The sequence below is a fragment of the Cupriavidus sp. SK-4 genome, assembly GCF_000611125.1.
Classification (GTDB): Bacteria; Pseudomonadota; Gammaproteobacteria; order Burkholderiales; family Burkholderiaceae; genus Cupriavidus; species Cupriavidus necator.
In genome coordinates, this window is record NZ_JFJW01000020.1 from 1 (window position 1) to 16,210 (window position 16,210).

Annotated in this window: 16 protein-coding genes; 14 read left to right on the forward strand and 2 right to left on the reverse strand. The window is 65.8% G+C overall.

The annotated features are described in order from the left end of the window. The 3 genes from CF68_RS04430 to CF68_RS04440 form a co-directional block, all read left to right on the forward strand. The coding region (locus tag CF68_RS04430; protein ID WP_035816313.1) for a murein hydrolase activator EnvC at positions 1 to 395 on the forward strand (395 nt) is incomplete at its 5' end. Positions 396 to 401: 6 nt separating this feature from the next. Further along, a complete protein-coding gene (gene rpoS, locus CF68_RS04435; RefSeq protein ID WP_035816314.1) occupies positions 402 to 1,580 on the forward strand; it encodes an RNA polymerase sigma factor RpoS in 1,179 nt (392 codons plus the stop codon). Then, entirely contained in the window at positions 1,577 to 2,416 is an 840-nt protein-coding gene (locus tag CF68_RS04440) for a 3'-5' exonuclease (RefSeq protein ID WP_035816316.1), read from the forward strand. Before rpoS ends, CF68_RS04440 begins: the two co-directional genes overlap by 4 nt. A 27-nt stretch (positions 2,417 to 2,443) precedes the next feature. Here the strand turns inward: CF68_RS04440 and CF68_RS04445 are convergent, their stop codons facing one another. Beyond that, positions 2,444 to 3,298, reverse strand: a complete 855-nt coding sequence (locus CF68_RS04445; protein ID WP_035816318.1) for an endonuclease/exonuclease/phosphatase family protein — start codon at positions 3,296 to 3,298, stop codon at positions 2,444 to 2,446. Positions 3,299 to 3,525: 227 nt separating this feature from the next. On the opposite strand from CF68_RS04445, the gene rlmD reads away from it, so the two are divergent. Beyond that, complete coding sequence (gene rlmD / locus CF68_RS04450) at positions 3,526 to 4,854, forward strand: 23S rRNA (uracil(1939)-C(5))-methyltransferase RlmD (protein ID WP_035816320.1); 1,329 nt, start codon at positions 3,526 to 3,528, stop codon at positions 4,852 to 4,854. A 69-nt stretch (positions 4,855 to 4,923) separates the two neighbouring features. Here the strand turns inward: rlmD and CF68_RS04455 are convergent, their stop codons facing one another. After that, complete coding sequence (locus CF68_RS04455) at positions 4,924 to 5,628, reverse strand: Bax inhibitor-1/YccA family protein (protein WP_010809421.1); 705 nt, start codon at positions 5,626 to 5,628, stop codon at positions 4,924 to 4,926. Positions 5,629 to 6,000: 372 nt separating this feature from the next. Between CF68_RS04455 and ndk the strand changes: the two genes are divergently transcribed. The 10 genes from ndk to hfq all read left to right on the forward strand — a co-directional run bounded on the left by ndk (position 6,001) and on the right by hfq (position 16,071). Continuing rightward, the gene (gene ndk / locus CF68_RS04460) at positions 6,001 to 6,426 is read left to right on the forward strand and encodes a nucleoside-diphosphate kinase (protein WP_013957223.1); all 426 of its coding nucleotides are present in this window, start codon (positions 6,001 to 6,003) and stop codon (positions 6,424 to 6,426) included. A 53-nt stretch (positions 6,427 to 6,479) separates the two neighbouring features. Next, positions 6,480 to 7,634, forward strand: a complete 1,155-nt coding sequence (gene rlmN / locus CF68_RS04465; protein ID WP_013957222.1) for a 23S rRNA (adenine(2503)-C(2))-methyltransferase RlmN — start codon at positions 6,480 to 6,482, stop codon at positions 7,632 to 7,634. Next, on the forward strand, positions 7,631 to 8,410 hold the full coding sequence (gene pilW, locus CF68_RS04470) for a type IV pilus biogenesis/stability protein PilW (RefSeq protein WP_035816323.1): 780 nt from the start codon (positions 7,631 to 7,633) through the stop codon (positions 8,408 to 8,410). Before rlmN ends, pilW begins: the two co-directional genes overlap by 4 nt. After that, positions 8,403 to 9,368: a RodZ domain-containing protein gene (locus tag CF68_RS04475; protein WP_035816324.1), complete on the forward strand. Its 966-nt coding sequence runs from the start codon at positions 8,403 to 8,405 to the stop codon at positions 9,366 to 9,368. Before pilW ends, CF68_RS04475 begins: the two co-directional genes overlap by 8 nt. A 38-nt stretch (positions 9,369 to 9,406) precedes the next feature. Continuing rightward, positions 9,407 to 10,699, forward strand: coding sequence for a flavodoxin-dependent (E)-4-hydroxy-3-methylbut-2-enyl-diphosphate synthase (gene ispG, locus CF68_RS04480; protein ID WP_035816325.1), 1,293 nt, complete (start codon positions 9,407 to 9,409; stop codon positions 10,697 to 10,699). A 39-nt stretch (positions 10,700 to 10,738) separates the two neighbouring features. Beyond that, positions 10,739 to 12,109 carry a histidine--tRNA ligase gene (gene hisS, locus CF68_RS04485; protein WP_035816326.1) on the forward strand — a complete coding sequence of 457 codons (1,371 nt, stop codon included), beginning with the start codon at positions 10,739 to 10,741 and terminating at the stop codon, positions 12,107 to 12,109. A 69-nt stretch (positions 12,110 to 12,178) separates the two neighbouring features. Next, positions 12,179 to 12,811: a tetratricopeptide repeat protein gene (locus tag CF68_RS04490; RefSeq protein ID WP_035816327.1), complete on the forward strand. Its 633-nt coding sequence runs from the start codon at positions 12,179 to 12,181 to the stop codon at positions 12,809 to 12,811. Between the two features lie 68 nt (positions 12,812 to 12,879). Continuing rightward, positions 12,880 to 14,055: an outer membrane protein assembly factor BamB gene (gene bamB, locus CF68_RS04495; RefSeq protein ID WP_035816328.1), complete on the forward strand. Its 1,176-nt coding sequence runs from the start codon at positions 12,880 to 12,882 to the stop codon at positions 14,053 to 14,055. 221 nt (positions 14,056 to 14,276) lie between these two features. Further along, positions 14,277 to 15,620, forward strand: a complete 1,344-nt coding sequence (gene der, locus CF68_RS04500) for a ribosome biogenesis GTPase Der (protein ID WP_035816329.1) — start codon at positions 14,277 to 14,279, stop codon at positions 15,618 to 15,620. A 211-nt stretch (positions 15,621 to 15,831) separates the two neighbouring features. Next, the gene (gene hfq / locus CF68_RS04505; protein WP_010809431.1) at positions 15,832 to 16,071 is read left to right on the forward strand and encodes an RNA chaperone Hfq; all 240 of its coding nucleotides are present in this window, start codon (positions 15,832 to 15,834) and stop codon (positions 16,069 to 16,071) included. The last annotated feature ends 139 nt before the right edge of the window (positions 16,072 to 16,210 follow it).

Genomic DNA, 16,210 nt, shown 5'->3' on the forward strand with positions numbered 1-16,210 from the left:
CCGCCGCGGCCGCGGCGCCGGTCGCCGATGGCTCGATGAAGCTGTCCTGGCCGGCGACCGGCCAGACGGTCGGGAAATTCGACGACAAGGGCAATAAAGGCATCGATATTGCGGGCAAGAAGGGCGATGCGGTGCTGGCCGCGGACGATGGCCGGGTGATTCACGTTGGCCCCTTGCGCGGCTACGGGAATCTTGTCATCATCAAACACAACGAGACATTTCTTACTGCTTACGGGCACAACGACAAGGTGCTCGTGGCTGAGCAATCCGCGGTCCGAAAAGGCCAGAAGATTGCGGAGATGGGCAACAGCGATACCGACCGGGTAAAGCTTCACTTCGAAGTTCGCAAGAACGGAAAACCGGTTGATCCGATGCGGTACCTGCCGCCACAGTGAGGGTTCATGCCACGCCAGAAAACTGTCTCCTCCGGAACCGTAAGCAGGGCTCGCCGTCCCAAGCAGCCGGAAGTGAAGGCTGGTGTGGCACATCCCGACGCGCGCGCCGATGCCGAAGGCTTCGAGCCTGATCTCGCCGCCGAACTGATTCCCGTGACCGACGAGCCCATCGCCACGTCCACTTCGGTGGGCCTGCGCGAGGCCGACCTGCTCGCCGACGACAATGAGCGCATCGTGCGCGACGACGAAGAGGACGAGTCGGAAGACGAGGAAGAAGAGAGCGCGGAAAATGGCACCGACGGCGCCGCCCCCGAGCATGATGATTTCCGCACCGTGCTGCATACCGAGCTGGCCGCGGATACCGTCCAGCATTACCTGAACCGCATCAGCATCAAGCCGCTCCTGTCCGCGCCGGAAGAACTGCATTTTTCCACGCTGGCCAAGGACGGCGACTTTGCCGCGCGCCAGGTCATGATCGAGCGTAACCTGCGGCTGGTGGTCAGCATCGCCAAGGGTTACCTCAATCGCGGCGTGCCGCTGCTCGACCTGATCGAGGAAGGCAACCTGGGCCTGATGCACGCGATCGAGAAATTCGATCCGTCGCGCGGTTTCCGCTTCTCGACGTACGCGACCTGGTGGATCCGCCAGAGCATCGAGCGCGCCATCATGAACCAGGCGCGCACGGTCCGCCTGCCGGTCCACGTGATCCGCGAACTCAACCAGGTGCTGCGCGCCAAGCGCCATCTGGAGAAGGGCGGCACCGACGGGCGCGACGCCAGCCTCGAAGACATCGCCCACCTGCTGGGCAAGACGCCGGACGAAGTGCAGGACGTCCTGGCACTCAACGAACATACCACCTCGCTCGATACGCCGTTCGATCTCGATCCCGGCTCGAGCCTCCTGGATTTCCTCTCCGACGAGCACAACGCCGCCCCCGACCAGGAGGTGGCGCACCGCGAGCTGGAAGGGCTGATGAAGCTCTGGCTGGCGCGCCTGTCGGAAAAGCATCGCTATGTGGTGGAGCGCCGCTTCGGCCTCAACCATATCGAGCCCGCCACGCTGGAAGAGCTGGCTGAGGAGATGGGCCTCACGCGCGAGCGCGTGCGCCAGATCCAGCAGGAGGCGCTGGTCAAGCTCAAGCGGCATTTCGCTTCGCAAGGTGTCAGGAAGGACGCTGTTCTATGACCCCTGTGCTGGTATTCGACATCGAGACCATTCCCGATGTTGCCGGCCTGCGCCGTTTGCATGACCATCCCGATGCGATGAGCGACGCCGAAGTCGCCGAGCATGCGTTTGCCGCCCGCCGCGAAAAGACCGGCAGCGATTTTCTCCCGCACTACCTGCAGCGCATCGCCGCGATTTCCTGCGTGCTGCGCCGCACGCACCGCGACGGCTCGGCGGTGTTCCACGTCGGCTCGCTGGGCACGCCGGAAGACGGCGAGGCCACGCTGATCCAGAAGTTCTATGAACTGATCGCGCGCTACAGCCCGCAACTGGTTTCATGGAACGGCGGCGGCTTCGACCTGCCGGTGCTGCATTATCGCGGCCTGGTCAACGGCGTCACCGCGCCGCGCTACTGGGAGATGGGAGAGGGCCGCGAAGACGACAGCCGCGACTTCAAGTGGAACAACTACATCAGCCGCTACCACATGCGGCACCTGGACCTGATGGACCTGCTGGCCATGTACCAGCCCCGCGCCAGCGCGCCGCTGGATGACCTGGCCAAGCTGTGCGGCTTCCCGGGCAAGATGGGGATGGACGGCAGCAAGGTCTGGCAGGCGTTCCAGGCCGGCCAGCTCGACGAGATCCGCGCCTATTGCGAGACCGACGTCGTCAACACCTACCTGATGTACTGCCGCTTCCAGCTGATGCGCGGCGGCATGTCGCCGCGCGAGTTCGACGTCGAGATGGAGTTCGTCCAGGAGTCATTGGCCGAGCTGCCCGGCGAGCAGTGGATGGAATACCTGCAGGCATTCCGGCTGCAGCGTCTCACGCCCGAAGCCGAAGACCTCGAAGACTGAGGACGCCGGCGACGCGCCGACACGGATTCACAGATCCAGCGACAGCAGGATCGGCTGGTGGTCCGAGTCGGCCGTATCGGCATCGACCTCGCAGCGCTGAATTCGCCCGGCGAGATTCTCCGTCACGAACATGAAATCGCAGGCGAACGGCGCCTCCGGCCATTGCTCCTTGTCGTACAGGGCGCAGGTCGGCGCGTGCGGCTGGCCTGGGTGTGTGTGCAGCCAGGCATCGCGCCAGGGCGGCGTGGCATCGTCAAAGGGCTCGAGCACGCGGCGGTAGGCGATATCGTCGGGTTTGCTGTTGAAGTCGCCGCACAGGACGGCCTCGGCCGGGCGCGGCTCCGGCGTGAACGGGCCCGGCCATTTCTCGCTGCGGCCGGGGCGGCGCGCATGGTCGCAGGCCTCGGCGTGCCAGGTACGCAAGGCTTCGGCCTGCGCGGCGCGCTGGTGTGACGAGTAATACTCCAGGTGCGTGCAGATCACGCGCAGGGGCCGAGTGCCGACTTCGACCGTGGCTTCCAGCGCCACGCGCGGCATCGACGCCACCTGCGGGTCCGCCGGCCAGGGCAGGGCGTGGCGGAAGACTTCGCGCACCGGCAGGCGCGCGGCGATCAGGTTGCCGAACTGCTTGCGCCCTCCGGTGGCGGTGCGCCGGTCGACACCCGGCGCGTAGAGCAGGTGGTAGCCGGGCAACAGGGCGGTCAACTCCGCCACCTGGTCTTCACCCGGGCTGCCGCGCAGTTCGCCGAAGCCGCGCGTGACTTCCTGCAGGCAGATGACGTCGGCATCGGCAATGCCGCGCAGGGTGTCGACCTGGCGGCCCAGGTCGACATGCCCGTCGGCGCCTCGGCCCCATTGGATATTCCAGGAAATCAGTTCCATTTGCCGTCTCCGTCACGTGGCCGGGAAGCAGCCGCCGGTGCCGGCCCGGTCTGGCATACAATCCCGCTTTCACAAAACAATACGTCAGGTTTCGTCTGGTGTCCCAAGCCGTGTCCTCCCCACAAGAAACGCCGGCAGCCCCGGCCGCTGTTGCCGATCAAGGTGCTGCTCCCGTCGCAAAAGAGTCCCGTGTCCGCGCCGACGCTGGCGCCCCCGCGGCCGATCCCGTGGTGTCGATCGACAGCCTCGACATGGAGGCCCGCGGCGTCGGCCGCCTGGTGAACGAGGACGGCACGCCCGGCAAGGTGATCTTCGTCGAAGGCGCGCTGCCCGGCGAGACCGTCAGCTACCGCAGCTTTCGCCGCAAGCCCAGCTACGAGCAGGCCCACCTGGTCGAGGTCCGGCAGGAATCGGTGATGCGCGTGAAGCCCGGCTGCCAGCATTTCGGTGTCTGCGGCGGGTGCTCGATGCAGCATCTCGATTCGCGCGCCCAGCTGGCGATCAAGCAGCGCGTGCTGGAAGACAACCTGTGGCACCTGTCCAAGGTGAAGCCCGACGTGGTGTTCCGTCCCATCGCCGGGCCGGACTGGGGCTATCGCTACCGCGCGCGGCTGACTGTGCGCCATGTGGCCAAGAAGGGCGGGGTGCTGGTCGGCTTCCATGAGCGCAAGAGCAGCTATGTGGCCGACATGACCCGTTGCGAGATCCTGCCGCCGCATGTGTCGGCCATGCTGGTGCCGCTGCGCGAACTGGTCGGCGGGCTGTCGATCCGCGACCGCATGCCGCAGATCGAGCTGGCCGTGGGGCAGGAAGTCACCGCGCTGGTGCTGCGCATCCTGGAGCCGCTGACCGATGCCGACAAGGACCTGCTGCGCGCCTTCGCCGACCAGTACAAGGTGCAGTTCTGGCTGCAGCCCAAGGGTCCCGATACGGTCTATCCGTTCTATCCGGCCGATGCCGAGCTGGCCTATACGCTGCCGGAATTCGGCATCCGCATGCCGTTCAAGCCGACCGACTTCACCCAGGTGAACCACCAGATCAACCGCGTGCTGATCGGCCGCGCGCTGCGCCTGCTCGACGCGCAGCCGCAGGACCGCCTGCTCGACCTCTTCTGCGGCATCGGCAACTTCACGCTGCCGCTGGCCACGCAGGGCAAGTCGGTGATGGGTATCGAAGGCAGCGAGGCGCTGACCACGCGTGCGCTGGCCAACGCCGAATACAACGGGCTGGCGGCCAGGACCGAGTTTGCCTGCCGCAACCTGTTCGAGGTCACGGCCGAGGACATTGCCGAGCTGGGCCGCTTCGACCGCTGGCTGGTCGATCCGCCGCGCGAAGGCGCGCTGGCCGTGTGCAAGGCGCTGGGCGAACTGGCGCAGCAGGGCAGCGACGTGCTGCCGCAGCGCATCGTCTACGTCTCGTGCAGCCCCGCCACTCTGGCGCGCGACGCCGGCCTGCTGGTGCACGAGGCGGGCTACCGGCTCGCCGGCGCGGGCGTGGTCAACATGTTCCCGCACACCTCGCACGTGGAGTCGATCGCGGTGTTCGAGCGCGGCTGATCGCGCAAGTCGCACCAAAGAAAAACCGGCCATCAGGCCGGTTTTTTCATGCTGCAGGGGAGGTTGCCGTCACTCGCGGCTGCCGCCGAAGATGCCCAGCAGCGCCAGCAGGTTGACGAAGACGTTGTACACGTCCAGGTAGATTGCCAGCGTGGCGGTGATGTAGTTGGTCTCGCCGCCGTTCACCACGCGCTGCACATCGAACAGGATGTACGCGGAGAAGATGCCGATGGCGATCACTGACACCGTGATCATCAGCGAGGGCAGTTGCAGCCAGATATTGGCGACGCTGGCCAGGATCAGCAGGATCACGCCGACGAACAGGAACTTGCCCAGGCCGGAGAAGTCACGCTTGCTGACCGTGGCGATGGTCGCCATTGCGCCGAATACCGCCGCCGTGCCGCCAAAGGCATACATGATCAGCGCCGGCCCGTTCGAGAACTGCAGCGTCACGCCGATCAGCCGCGACAGCATCAGCCCCATGAAGAAGGTGAAGGCCAGCAGCAGGACCACGCCCATGCTGCTGTTCTTGGTCTTCTCGATACCGTAGAAGAACCCGAACGCAATGCCCAGGAACAGGATCAGCGACAGGAAGGGGTTGCCCGCCATGAAGCTGAAGCCGGTGGCCACGCCGATCCACGCGCCGAGCACGGTGGGGATCATCGAGAGGGCCAGCAGCCAGTAAGTGTTGCGCAAGACCCGGTTGCGAACGACGACGTCAGTGACGGTCGACGCACTGTTGCCGAAACCGTAGGTGTTCAGCTTGTTATCCATGGTGACTCCTGTCTCAAAACGGTGAGGCGCCGGGCTGCGAGGCTTCGGATGCGAAGATTCGTATGGAACCCGGACGGAACCATCGTCAATGTGGCACCTGGGAGGCTGAATTGCAAGGGTAGGGTAACTCATGAGTCACCTATCGCATGCGTTGCGCCGTTCAGTGCCGCTCACATTGGATGTTAGCCGGGGCGGCGTGTTCCTGGCATGACAAGGTTGTAATGTGCCCTTTGATCTACTTGGTGCCGGGTTGTGCGGCAAGGGCGGCCCGACACACGCCAGAGCAGGGAAGACCCTCGAAAGGGTCATAGTCTTCGTGCTAGAATCGCACGTTTAATCCATTTGTAACCCCTTCATTTTTCGGAGTTTTTCATGGCGATCGAACGCACCCTGTCGATTATCAAGCCGGATGCCGTGGCCAAGAACGTGATTGGCCAGATCTACGCCCGTTTCGAGGCCGCCGGCCTGAAGATCGTTGCTGCCAAGATGGTGCACCTGTCGCGCGGCGAAGCCGAGCAGTTCTACGCTGTCCACAAGGAGCGTCCGTTCTTCAAGGACCTGGTGGACTTCATGATCTCCGGCCCGGTCATTATCCAGGCCCTGGAAGGCGAGAACGCCATCGCCAAGCACCGTGACCTGATGGGCGCCACCGACCCGAAGAAGGCCGAGAAGGGCACCATCCGCGCCGATTTCGCCGACAGCATCGACGCCAACGCCGTGCACGGCTCGGACGCTGCTGAAACGGCTGCCGTGGAAGTGGCATTCTTCTTCCCGGGCATGAACGTCTACAGCCGCTGATTGTCCGGCGCTGCTGCCAGGACTAGACTGACACCGAAGCTGAGTTTGCCGTCATGAACGCTCTCGTCAACCTGCTCGACCTCGACGCGGACGCGCTCACCGCTTATTGCGGCGAGCTCGGCGAGAAGCCGTTCCGTGCGCGGCAACTGCAACGCTGGATCCACCACTACGGTGCCAGCCGCTTCGACGCCATGTCGGATCTCGCCAAGTCGCTGCGCGAAAAGCTCGCGACGCGGGCCGAGATCCGCGCGCCTGCCGCCATCACCGACAACCTGTCGGCCGACGGCACGCGCAAGTGGCTGCTCGACGTGGGCCAGGGCAACGCGGTGGAAACGGTCTACATCCCAGAGGAAACGCGTGGCACGCTGTGCGTTTCCTCGCAGGCAGGGTGCGCCGTCAACTGCCGGTTCTGTTCCACCGGCAAGCAAGGCTTTTCGCGCAACCTCAGCACCGGTGAAATCATCGGCCAGCTGTGGATGGCGGAGTTCGCCATGCGCGAACAACTGGGCCGCGGCCCCAAGGACGACCGCGTCATCTCCAACGTGGTGATGATGGGCATGGGCGAGCCGCTGCTGAACTACGATGCCGTCGTGCCGGCCATGCGCCTGATGCTCGACGACAACGCCTACGGCCTGTCGCGCCGCCGCGTGACGCTGTCCACCTCCGGCGTGGTGCCGATGATGGACCGGCTGTCGAAGGATCTCCCGGTGGCCCTCGCCGTGTCGCTGCACGCGTCCAACGACGCCCTGCGCGACGTGCTGGTGCCGCTGAACAAGAAGTACCCGCTGGCCGAACTGATGGCGGCATGCCGCCGCTACCTGGAATTCGCGCCGCGCGATTTCATTACTTTCGAATACTGCATGCTGGATGGCGTCAACGACGGCGTCGAGCATGCGCGGGAACTGCTGAAGCTTGTCGCCGACGTGCCGTGCAAGTTCAACCTGATCCCGTTCAATCCGTTCCCGGAATCGGGCCTGAAGCGTTCCAACAACGATCAGATCCGGCGCTTTGCGCAGGTGCTGATGGATGCAGGCATCGTGACCACCATCCGCAAGACCCGCGGCGACGATATCGACGCCGCCTGCGGCCAGCTGGCCGGGGAAGTGAAGGACCGCACGCGCCTGGCCGAGCGCGGCAAGTTCGGCAAGATCACGCCACTGGTGCCGGTCACCGCTTCCGGCCAGCCTCGGGAGGTTCGCCCTGCATGATCCGTCTGATCGCTGCGGCCCTGCTGGGGCTGCTGATGTTGTCCGGCTGCCAGCTGCCGCATGCGCCGGCGCAGGATCCCCAGACCGCTTCCGACCAGACCGATGCAAGGCGCCGCGCCGGCATCCGGCTGCAGCTCGCCACCAACTATCTGGAGGCCGGCCAGAACGCGGTCGCCCTTGACGAGATCAAGCAGGCCATTGCCATCGATCCGTCGCTCGCCGACGCCTACCATGTGCGCGCGCTGATCTACATGAACATGAATGAGCGGACGCTGGCCGACGACAGCTTCCGCACGGCGGTGTCGATGCGTGCCAACGATGGCGACCTGCTCAACAACTACGGCTGGTTCCTGTGCCAGGAAGGGCGCTACGGCGAGGCCGTGCCGATGCTGCAGCGCGCGATGTCGGCGCCGTCCGCGGGCGGCCCCGCCAAGCCGCTGATCAGCCTGGGCGCGTGCGAGTTGCGCCAGGGCCACAGCGCCGAGGCGGAAAAGAACCTGAAGGCCGCGCTCGGCTACGACCGCAACAACCCGGTGGCCAACACCAACCTCGCGCTGGTCTTCTACCGGCGCGGCGACTTCGCGCAGGCCCGGCAGTATGTCCAGCGCGTCAACAACAGCCAATTTGTCAATGCGCAATCCCTCTGGCTGGGAGCGCGCATTGCCCACCGTCAGGGCGACAGCCGCACGCAGGATGCGCTTGGGGCGCAACTGCGCAGCCGCTTCCCCGACTCGCGTGAGTTGACCGCCTACGAACAAGGAGCATGGGATGAGTGAGCACGACCGCGCCGCAGGCCAGGCCGTACCGACGCAACAAGTCGGCGGGGGCGCGCACGAAGGAGAACGCGAAGCTGCCGCACGCGAGATCGGCGCAGCGCTGGCGCGCGAGCGCGAGGCGCAGCGGATGTCGGTGGAAGACGTCAGCGCGCGGCTGAAGGTGGCTGCAGGCAAGCTGCGTGCGATCGAGGCCGGCAACCTGCAGGCACTGCCCGACGTGACCTTCGCCAAGGGCGTGATGCGTGCCTATGCGCGCATGCTGCACGTCGACATCGACCCGCTGCTGGCACGCTTCCAGCCGCGCCCGGTGGCGCAGGTGGCGGAAATTGCCCGGCAGCGCGAGGGTGGCATCAATGCGGCCTTCGACGACCGCAACCGCTTCCGCTCGGGCGGCAACGGCGGCCGCTGGGTCTGGCTGGCGCTGGTGGCCGTGCTGGTGGCCGCGGGCGGCTGGTTCGGGCTTGACCATATCCGCGCATGGATCGATGCGCGCAGCAGCGCTGCCGAGACCGTAACGGCTGAAGCGCCTGCCGTGATCCAGAGCACGGAAGCCGGCACCGTGACGGCGGCGCTGCCGCCGGTCATGGCCGCCAGCGATTCGCCGGCGCCGTCGGCCGAAACCGCTCCGGCCAGTGCCGCGGCAGCCCCTGCGGCTGTGGCGGCGCCCGCAGCCGCTTCCGCGCCTGCTGTTGCCACGGCACCGGCTGCGGCAGCAGGCCAGGGCGAACTGCAGATCCGCTTTGCCGCCGATACCTGGTTTGAGATCCGGGACAATAGCGGCAAGATCGTCATGGGCGGTACCGCCAAGGCGGGCCAGACCATGGCCGGTGGCGGCACGGCCCCGTACAAGGTGGTGATCGGCAACGTCAAGGGCGTCGAGTCGCTGACGCGCAATGGCACGCCGGTCGACCTGAAGGCAGCCAACCGCAACAACGTGGCGCGCCTGACGCTGCCCTGATGCGGGCGCAAGGTGCGTCTTTGCAAGGTGGTAACGCTATGAACCAACAGCTCTGTCTCCCGGTCCTGCCCGGTCCGCTGCCGCGCCGCCAGACGCGCCAGGCGCGCGTCGCGTGGGGCGACAACGTGGTGACCATTGGCGGCGGTGCGCCGGTGCGCGTGCAGTCGATGACCAACACGGATACGGTCGATGCCATCGGCACGGCCATCCAGGTCAAGGAACTGGCGCGTGCGGGTTCGGAAATCGTACGCATCACGGTGAACACACCCGAGGCCGCCGCCGCGGTGCCGTTGGTCCGCGAGCAGCTCGACCGCATGGGTGTGGACGTGCCGCTGGTGGGCGACTTCCACTACAACGGCCACAAGCTGCTGCAGGACTATCCGGCCTGTGCCGAGGCGCTGTCCAAGTACCGGATCAACCCCGGCAATGTCGGCCAGGGCGCCAAGCGCGACACGCAGTTCGCGCAGATGATCGAGATGGCGTGCCGCTACCACAAGCCGGTGCGCATCGGCGTGAACTGGGGCAGCCTGGACCAGGACTTGCTGGCACGGATCATGGACGAGAACGCCGGGCGCGCCGAGCCGTGGCCGGCGCAGAGCGTGATGATCGAGGCGCTGATCACCTCGGCCATCGATTCGGCCAAGAAGGCCGAGGAAATCGGCCTGCCGGGCGACCAGATCATCCTGTCGTGCAAGGTGTCGCAGGTGCAGGAACTGGTCGCGGTCTACCGCGAGCTGGCACGCCGCTGCGACTACGCGCTGCACCTCGGGCTGACCGAGGCCGGCATGGGCAGCAAGGGCATCGTGGCCTCGACCGCGGCGCTGTCGGTGCTGCTGCAGGAAGGCATCGGCGACACCATCCGCATCTCGCTGACGCCTGAACCCGGCGCGCCGCGCGAGAAAGAGGTGTACGTGGGGCAGGAAATCCTGCAGACCATGGGCATGCGCAACTTCACCCCGATGGTGATTGCGTGCCCGGGCTGCGGGCGCACTACCAGCACGGTGTTCCAGGAACTGGCGTCCAGCATCCAGGCCTACCTGCGCGAGCAGATGCCGCACTGGAAGACCGCCTACCCGGGCGTCGAGGAAATGGATGTGGCCGTGATGGGCTGCATCGTCAACGGCCCGGGCGAGAGCAAGCACGCCAACATCGGCATCTCGCTGCCGGGCTCGGGTGAATCGCCGGCGGCGCCGGTGTTCGTCGATGGCGTCAAGGTGAAGACGCTGCGCGGCGAGCGCATTGCAGAAGAATTCCAGGCGATCGTAGACGAATACGTTCGCACGCATTACGGCCCGGGCGCTGCGCGGGCCGACAAAGAAGTGGCAGCCTGAGCCGGACCGGCCGGGTGCCAGCAGCCTGACAAGAACAGAATGACGCAATCCGAGAACGTGGCCGCCGCAGGCGGTGCCAAGACCGAACCGAAGGTGCGCCCCGCCAAGGCCCTGCAGGGCGTGAAGGGCATGAACGACATGCTGCCGGCGGACGCGCCGCTGTGGGAGCATTTCGAGAATGCCGCACGCGCCATGCTGCGCGCCTACGGCTACCAGCAGATCCGCACGCCGATCGTCGAGCATACGCAGCTGTTCGTGCGCGGCATCGGCGAGGTCACCGACATCGTCGAGAAGGAGATGTACTCCTTCACCGATTCGCTCAACGGCGAGCAGCTGACGCTGCGCCCGGAAGGCACTGCCGCGGCCGTGCGCGCCACCATCGAGCACAACCTGCTGTACGACGGCCCCAAGCGCCTGTGGTACACCGGCCCGATGTTCCGCCACGAGCGCCCGCAGCGCGGCCGCTACCGCCAGTTCCACCAGCTCGGCGCCGAGGCACTGGGCTTTGCCGGCCCGGACGTGGATGCCGAAATCATCCTGATGTGCCAGCGCCTGTGGGACGACCTGGGCCTGGTTGGCGTGCGCCTGGAGCTCAATTCGCTGGGGCAGGCCCATGAACGCGCCGCGCACCGCGAACAGCTGATCAAGTACCTGGAAGGCTTCCAGGACATCCTGGACGACGACAGCAAGCGCCGCCTGTACACCAACCCGCTGCGCGTGCTGGACACCAAGAACCCGGCGCTGCAGGAGATGGCGGCCAACGCGCCCAAGCTGATCGACTTCCTGGGCGAAGAGTCGCTGGCGCACTTCGAGGGCGTGCAGCGCCTGCTCAAGGCCAACAACATCCCGTTCAAGATCAACCCGCGCCTGGTGCGCGGCCTGGACTACTACAACCTGACGGTGTTCGAGTGGATCACCGACAAGCTGGGCGCGCAGGGCACCATCGCCGGCGGCGGGCGCTATGATCCGCTGATCGCGCAGATGGGGGGGAAGTCCGCGCCCGCGTGCGGCTGGGCCATGGGCATCGAGCGCATCATCGAGCTGATCCGCGAAGAAGGCGTGGTGCCCGACGCGGCGGGCTGTGATGTCTACCTGGTGCACCAGGGCGAAGCCGCCGCGCAGCAGGCGATGATCGCCGCGGAACGGCTGCGCGATGCGGGCCTGGACGTGGTGCTGCACGCCAGCCCCGACGGCAAGGGTGGCAGCTTCAAGTCGCAGATGAAGCGCGCCGACACAAGTGGCGCGGCCTATGCCGTTATCATTGGCGAGGACGAAGTGGCCGCCGGCGTGGTCCAGGTCAAGGAACTTCGCCAGCGCGAGCAGGCCGAAAGCGGTGGGCAGCAGGCCACCGTGCCGGTCGAAGGCCTGGTCGATTACCTGATCGACGCCATGGTCGGCGCCAGCGAATAAATCGCGCGCTGGCCAGCCGGAAAACCCCAGTACACGAGTACCCAACCCAACGCAGGTGATTGCCTCGACATGGCTTACGATCTAGAAGAACAGGAACAGCTTGAGAATCTGAAGGCCTGGTGGCGCCAGTACGGCAATGCGCTGACCTGGGTGCTGATCGTCGCGCTGCTGGCGTTTGCCGGCTGGAACGGCTGGAAGTACTGGGAACGCAGGCAGGCCGGCGAGGCCGCCGTGCTGTATGAGCAGGTGCTCAAGGCCGCCGAGGCGCGCGACATCGAGCGCATCAAGCGCGCCGCGACCGACCTGGAAGACAAGTACGGCCGCACTGCCTATGGGCAGATGAGTGCGCTGGTCGCGGGCCGCGTGCTGTACGATGCGGGCGACCTGGCCGCGGCCAAGAGCCAGCTGCAATGGGCCATCGACCATGGCGACCAGGAGTATTCGCACCTGGCGCGCGTGCGCCTGGCCGGCGTGCTGCTCGATGAGAAGGCCTACGACAAGGGCCTGGCGCTGCTCAAGGATGAACCGCCGGCAGCGTTCGTGGCGCTGTATGCCGACCGCCGCGGCGACCTGCTCGCCGCGCAGGACAAGCGCGACGATGCGCGCACGGCCTATCGCAAGGCGCTGGACAAGCTGGGCCAGGACGAGCCGGCGATGCGCCAGATCATCCAGTTCAAGCTCGATGCGCTGGGCACGGCCTGATCCGGCCGCTCCCGAACGCGTGCAAACACCGCATATCCAGCGGATCGTATAAACAGGACCGTAACCCTATGACGTCAGTGCTTTCCCGTGCCGTACATCGCCAGCCCGCCCGCGCCATGACCCGTGCGCTGGTGGCGGTTGCCTGCCTGGCCACACTGGGCGGCTGCTCGCTGTTCAGCAAGGAAAACAAGCACCCGCCCGCCGAGCTCAAGCCGGTCTCGGGCACGCTGTCGGTGCGCCAGGCCTGGAAGGCCGACGTGGGCAAGAGCGGCCCCTATTCGATGCAGCCGGCCGCGGCGGGCAACAACGTCTACGTGTCGTCCAACAACGGCAACGTGATGGCGTTGGAAGGCGCCAGCGGGCGCGTGCTGTGGAAGGCCAAGGCTGACCTGGACCTGACCTCGGGCCCGGGCAGCGATGGCTCGGTGACGGCGGTCGCCGGCGAGAAGGGCGCCATCTATGCCTTTGACGCCAGCGGCAAGCAGATCTGGAAGAAGCAGGTCAACGGCGAGGTGCTGTCGGCGCCGCTGGTCGGCAACGGCCTGGTGGTGGTGCGCACCACCGACACGCGCGTATTCGGCCTGGATGCCGAGACCGGCGAGCGCCGCTGGATCTACCAGCGTTCGCAGACGCCGCTGAACCTGCGCGCGTCGATGGGGATGGTGTTTGCCGGCGACGGCATCGTGATGGGCTTTCCCGGCGGCAAGCTGGGCGTGCTGACGCCGGGCAACGGCGTGCTGCGCTGGGAGAGCGCGGTCTCGTACCCGAAAGGCGTGTCGGAGATCGAGCGCCTGAACGACGTCACCGGCCTGCCGATGGTGAGCGGGCGCCAGGTGTGCGCCACCACCTTCCAGGGCCGGGTGGCTTGCCTGGAGCTGGCCAGCGGCCAGCCGCAGTGGGGCAAGGACTTCTCGTCGCCGAGCGGTCCGGCGCAGGATGACAATGCGATTTACGCCAGCGACGAGCAGTCGGTCGTGCATGCCTTCGACCGCCAGAACGGCAACGAGCGCTGGAAGAACAACGACCTGCGCAACCGCCGCCTGGGCGCGCCGCTGGCCCTGGGCCGCTCGGTGGTAATGGGCGACTTTGAAGGTTATGTACACTTCCTGTCGCGCGAAGACGGCCAGGTCATCGCACGCATGAAGACCGATGGCAGTGCCATCACCGCCGCGCCCGTGGTGGCGGGGCAGACCATGGTAATCCAGACCCGCGACGGCGACGTCTACGGTTTCCAGCCTGGCTGACAGGTATCCAATGCGCGCTGCCGTACACCTGTCGGTACGGCCAGCGCCGAATCCGGTAGCATGATCCTTAGCGCGGCAATTGCAGCGGGTCCGTTGACCCGGCGCCGCGCCCGACAGGACAAGCGGCAGACCGCGCCCAGGTGGCGTGGCGTGCCGTCGGATCCATTGACTCCGGAGTTACCGGGGGGCGGCAGTTGCCGGCCCCCGTTTCCGTTTATTGCATGAAACCAGTTATCGCATTAGTCGGCCGCCCCAATGTAGGGAAGTCGACGCTATTCAACCGCATGACCCGATCGCGCGACGCCCTTGTCGCCGACCTGCCGGGCCTGACGCGCGACCGCCATTACGGGGAAGGGCGCATCGGCGAACGTCCGTTCATTGCCATCGATACCGGCGGCTTTGAGCCGGTGGTCAAGGAAGGCATCGTCGCCGAGATGGCCAAGCAGACCAAGCAGGCCGTGGTCGAGGCCGACGTGGTGATCTTCATCGTCGACGGCCGCCTGGGCCTGGCGCCGCAGGACCGCGCCATTGCCGACTACCTGCGCAAGACCGGCCGGCGCATCATGCTGGCGGTCAACAAGGCCGAGGGCATGAAGTACACCTCGGTGGCGGCCGATTTCTATGAGCTGGGCATGGGCGATCCGTACGCGATCTCCGCTGCCCACGGCGATGGCGTGAGCGAACTGGTCGACGAGGCCATCGAGCTCGCGGTCCAGGAGCGCCCCGAACTGGCCGAAGAGATTTCGGACGAAGGCAAGGGCGTCAAGATTGCCATCGTCGGGCGCCCCAATGTGGGGAAATCCACGCTGGTCAACACGCTGATCGGTGAAGAGCGCGTGATCGCGTTCGACATGCCCGGCACGACTCGGGATGCCATCTACGTGGAGTTCGAGCGCGGCGGCAAGCCCTACACGCTGATCGACACCGCGGGCTTGCGCCGGCGCGGCAAGGTGTTCGAGGCGATCGAGAAGTTCTCGGTGGTCAAGACGCTGCAGTCGATCGCCGATGCCAACGTGGTGATCCTGCTGCTCGATGCGCAACAGGATATTTCCGAGCAGGACGCGCATATCGCCGGCTTTATCGTGGAGTCGGGCCGCGCGCTGGTGGTGGGCGTCAATAAATGGGATGGGCTCGACGGCCATACCCGCGACCGCATCAAGCATGACCTGGAACGCAAGCTGCAATTCCTGAGCTTCGCGAATTTCCATTTTGTCTCGGCGCGCGAGCGAACCGGCATTGGCGCGCTGATGCGTTCGGTCGACGACGCGTTCGCCGCGGCGATGGTCAAGCTGCCGACGCCGCAGCTCACGCGTGTGCTGCAGGAAGCGGTGGAATTCCAGCAGCCCAAGCGGGTCGGCGCATCGCGGCCCAAGCTGCGCTACGCGCACCAGGGCGGCTCGAATCCGCCCATTATCGTGATCCACGGCAATGCGCTGTCGGGCGTTGCGGAAACCTACCGGCGCTACCTGGAAAATCGTTTCCGTACGGCATTCAAGCTCAAGGGCACCCCTCTTCGCATCGAATTTCGTACGAACAAAAATCCGTACGCGGACTCGAAGGATTGAGTCCGGAATCGGATCCCTGGCGGGGCAAGTTTTCGTTTGCGTTCGTTTGGAACTGCGGCTAAATTTGCGGTAGCAGGGGGTTCCCTGTGCATTGACGCCGACTTGGTACCGTTTTTGATCTTTTTTCTGGCGCGTTTTTGCGCCGACTGACTTGAACCGGGGATTTCCATCCCCATCATTCACCACTAAACCTATAAATTTGGAGTGTGCCATGAGCAACAAAGGGCAACTGCTACAAGACCCGTTCCTGAACGCGCTGCGCAAAGAGCACGTGCCGGTTTCCATCTACCTCGTCAATGGCATCAAGCTGCAAGGCAATATCGAATCGTTCGACCAGTATGTCGTCCTGCTGCGCAACACCGTGACGCAGATGGTCTACAAGCATGCGATTTCCACTGTCGTTCCTGCGCGCGCGGTCAATTTCCGCGTGGATGACGCCGCCGAGGCCTGATCTCCTTGCGGGCATCGTGCGGGCGCCCCGCGGCGCCGCACCGATGCCCGGCGCCGGTGCGCCATCGCGCCCGGTGCCGCGCGGCCCGGCGGTTGCAAACGCCGCCGCTGCCGCCACGTTCCGCATCATGCGGCGGCCC

What these genes read in the sequence shown, in the direction of transcription:
- der (WP_035816329.1), top strand. Translation starts at nt 14,277, where the DNA reads ATGAAACCAGTTATCGCATTAGTCGGCCGCCCCAATGTAGGGAAGTCG.
- CF68_RS04490 (WP_035816327.1), top strand. Translation starts at nt 12,179, where the DNA reads ATGGCTTACGATCTAGAAGAACAGGAACAGCTTGAGAATCTGAAGGCC.
- bamB (WP_035816328.1), top strand. Translation starts at nt 12,880, where the DNA reads ATGACGTCAGTGCTTTCCCGTGCCGTACATCGCCAGCCCGCCCGCGCC.
- hfq (WP_010809431.1), top strand. Translation starts at nt 15,832, where the DNA reads ATGAGCAACAAAGGGCAACTGCTACAAGACCCGTTCCTGAACGCGCTG.
- rpoS (WP_035816314.1), top strand. Translation starts at nt 402, where the DNA reads ATGCCACGCCAGAAAACTGTCTCCTCCGGAACCGTAAGCAGGGCTCGC.
- CF68_RS04455 (WP_010809421.1), bottom strand. Translation starts at nt 5,628, where the DNA reads ATGGATAACAAGCTGAACACCTACGGTTTCGGCAACAGTGCGTCGACC.
- rlmN (WP_013957222.1), top strand. Translation starts at nt 6,480, where the DNA reads ATGAACGCTCTCGTCAACCTGCTCGACCTCGACGCGGACGCGCTCACC.
- CF68_RS04475 (WP_035816324.1), top strand. Translation starts at nt 8,403, where the DNA reads ATGAGTGAGCACGACCGCGCCGCAGGCCAGGCCGTACCGACGCAACAA.
- CF68_RS04440 (WP_035816316.1), top strand. Translation starts at nt 1,577, where the DNA reads ATGACCCCTGTGCTGGTATTCGACATCGAGACCATTCCCGATGTTGCC.
- pilW (WP_035816323.1), top strand. Translation starts at nt 7,631, where the DNA reads ATGATCCGTCTGATCGCTGCGGCCCTGCTGGGGCTGCTGATGTTGTCC.
- ispG (WP_035816325.1), top strand. Translation starts at nt 9,407, where the DNA reads ATGAACCAACAGCTCTGTCTCCCGGTCCTGCCCGGTCCGCTGCCGCGC.
- hisS (WP_035816326.1), top strand. Translation starts at nt 10,739, where the DNA reads ATGACGCAATCCGAGAACGTGGCCGCCGCAGGCGGTGCCAAGACCGAA.
- CF68_RS04445 (WP_035816318.1), bottom strand. Translation starts at nt 3,298, where the DNA reads ATGGAACTGATTTCCTGGAATATCCAATGGGGCCGAGGCGCCGACGGG.
- ndk (WP_013957223.1), top strand. Translation starts at nt 6,001, where the DNA reads ATGGCGATCGAACGCACCCTGTCGATTATCAAGCCGGATGCCGTGGCC.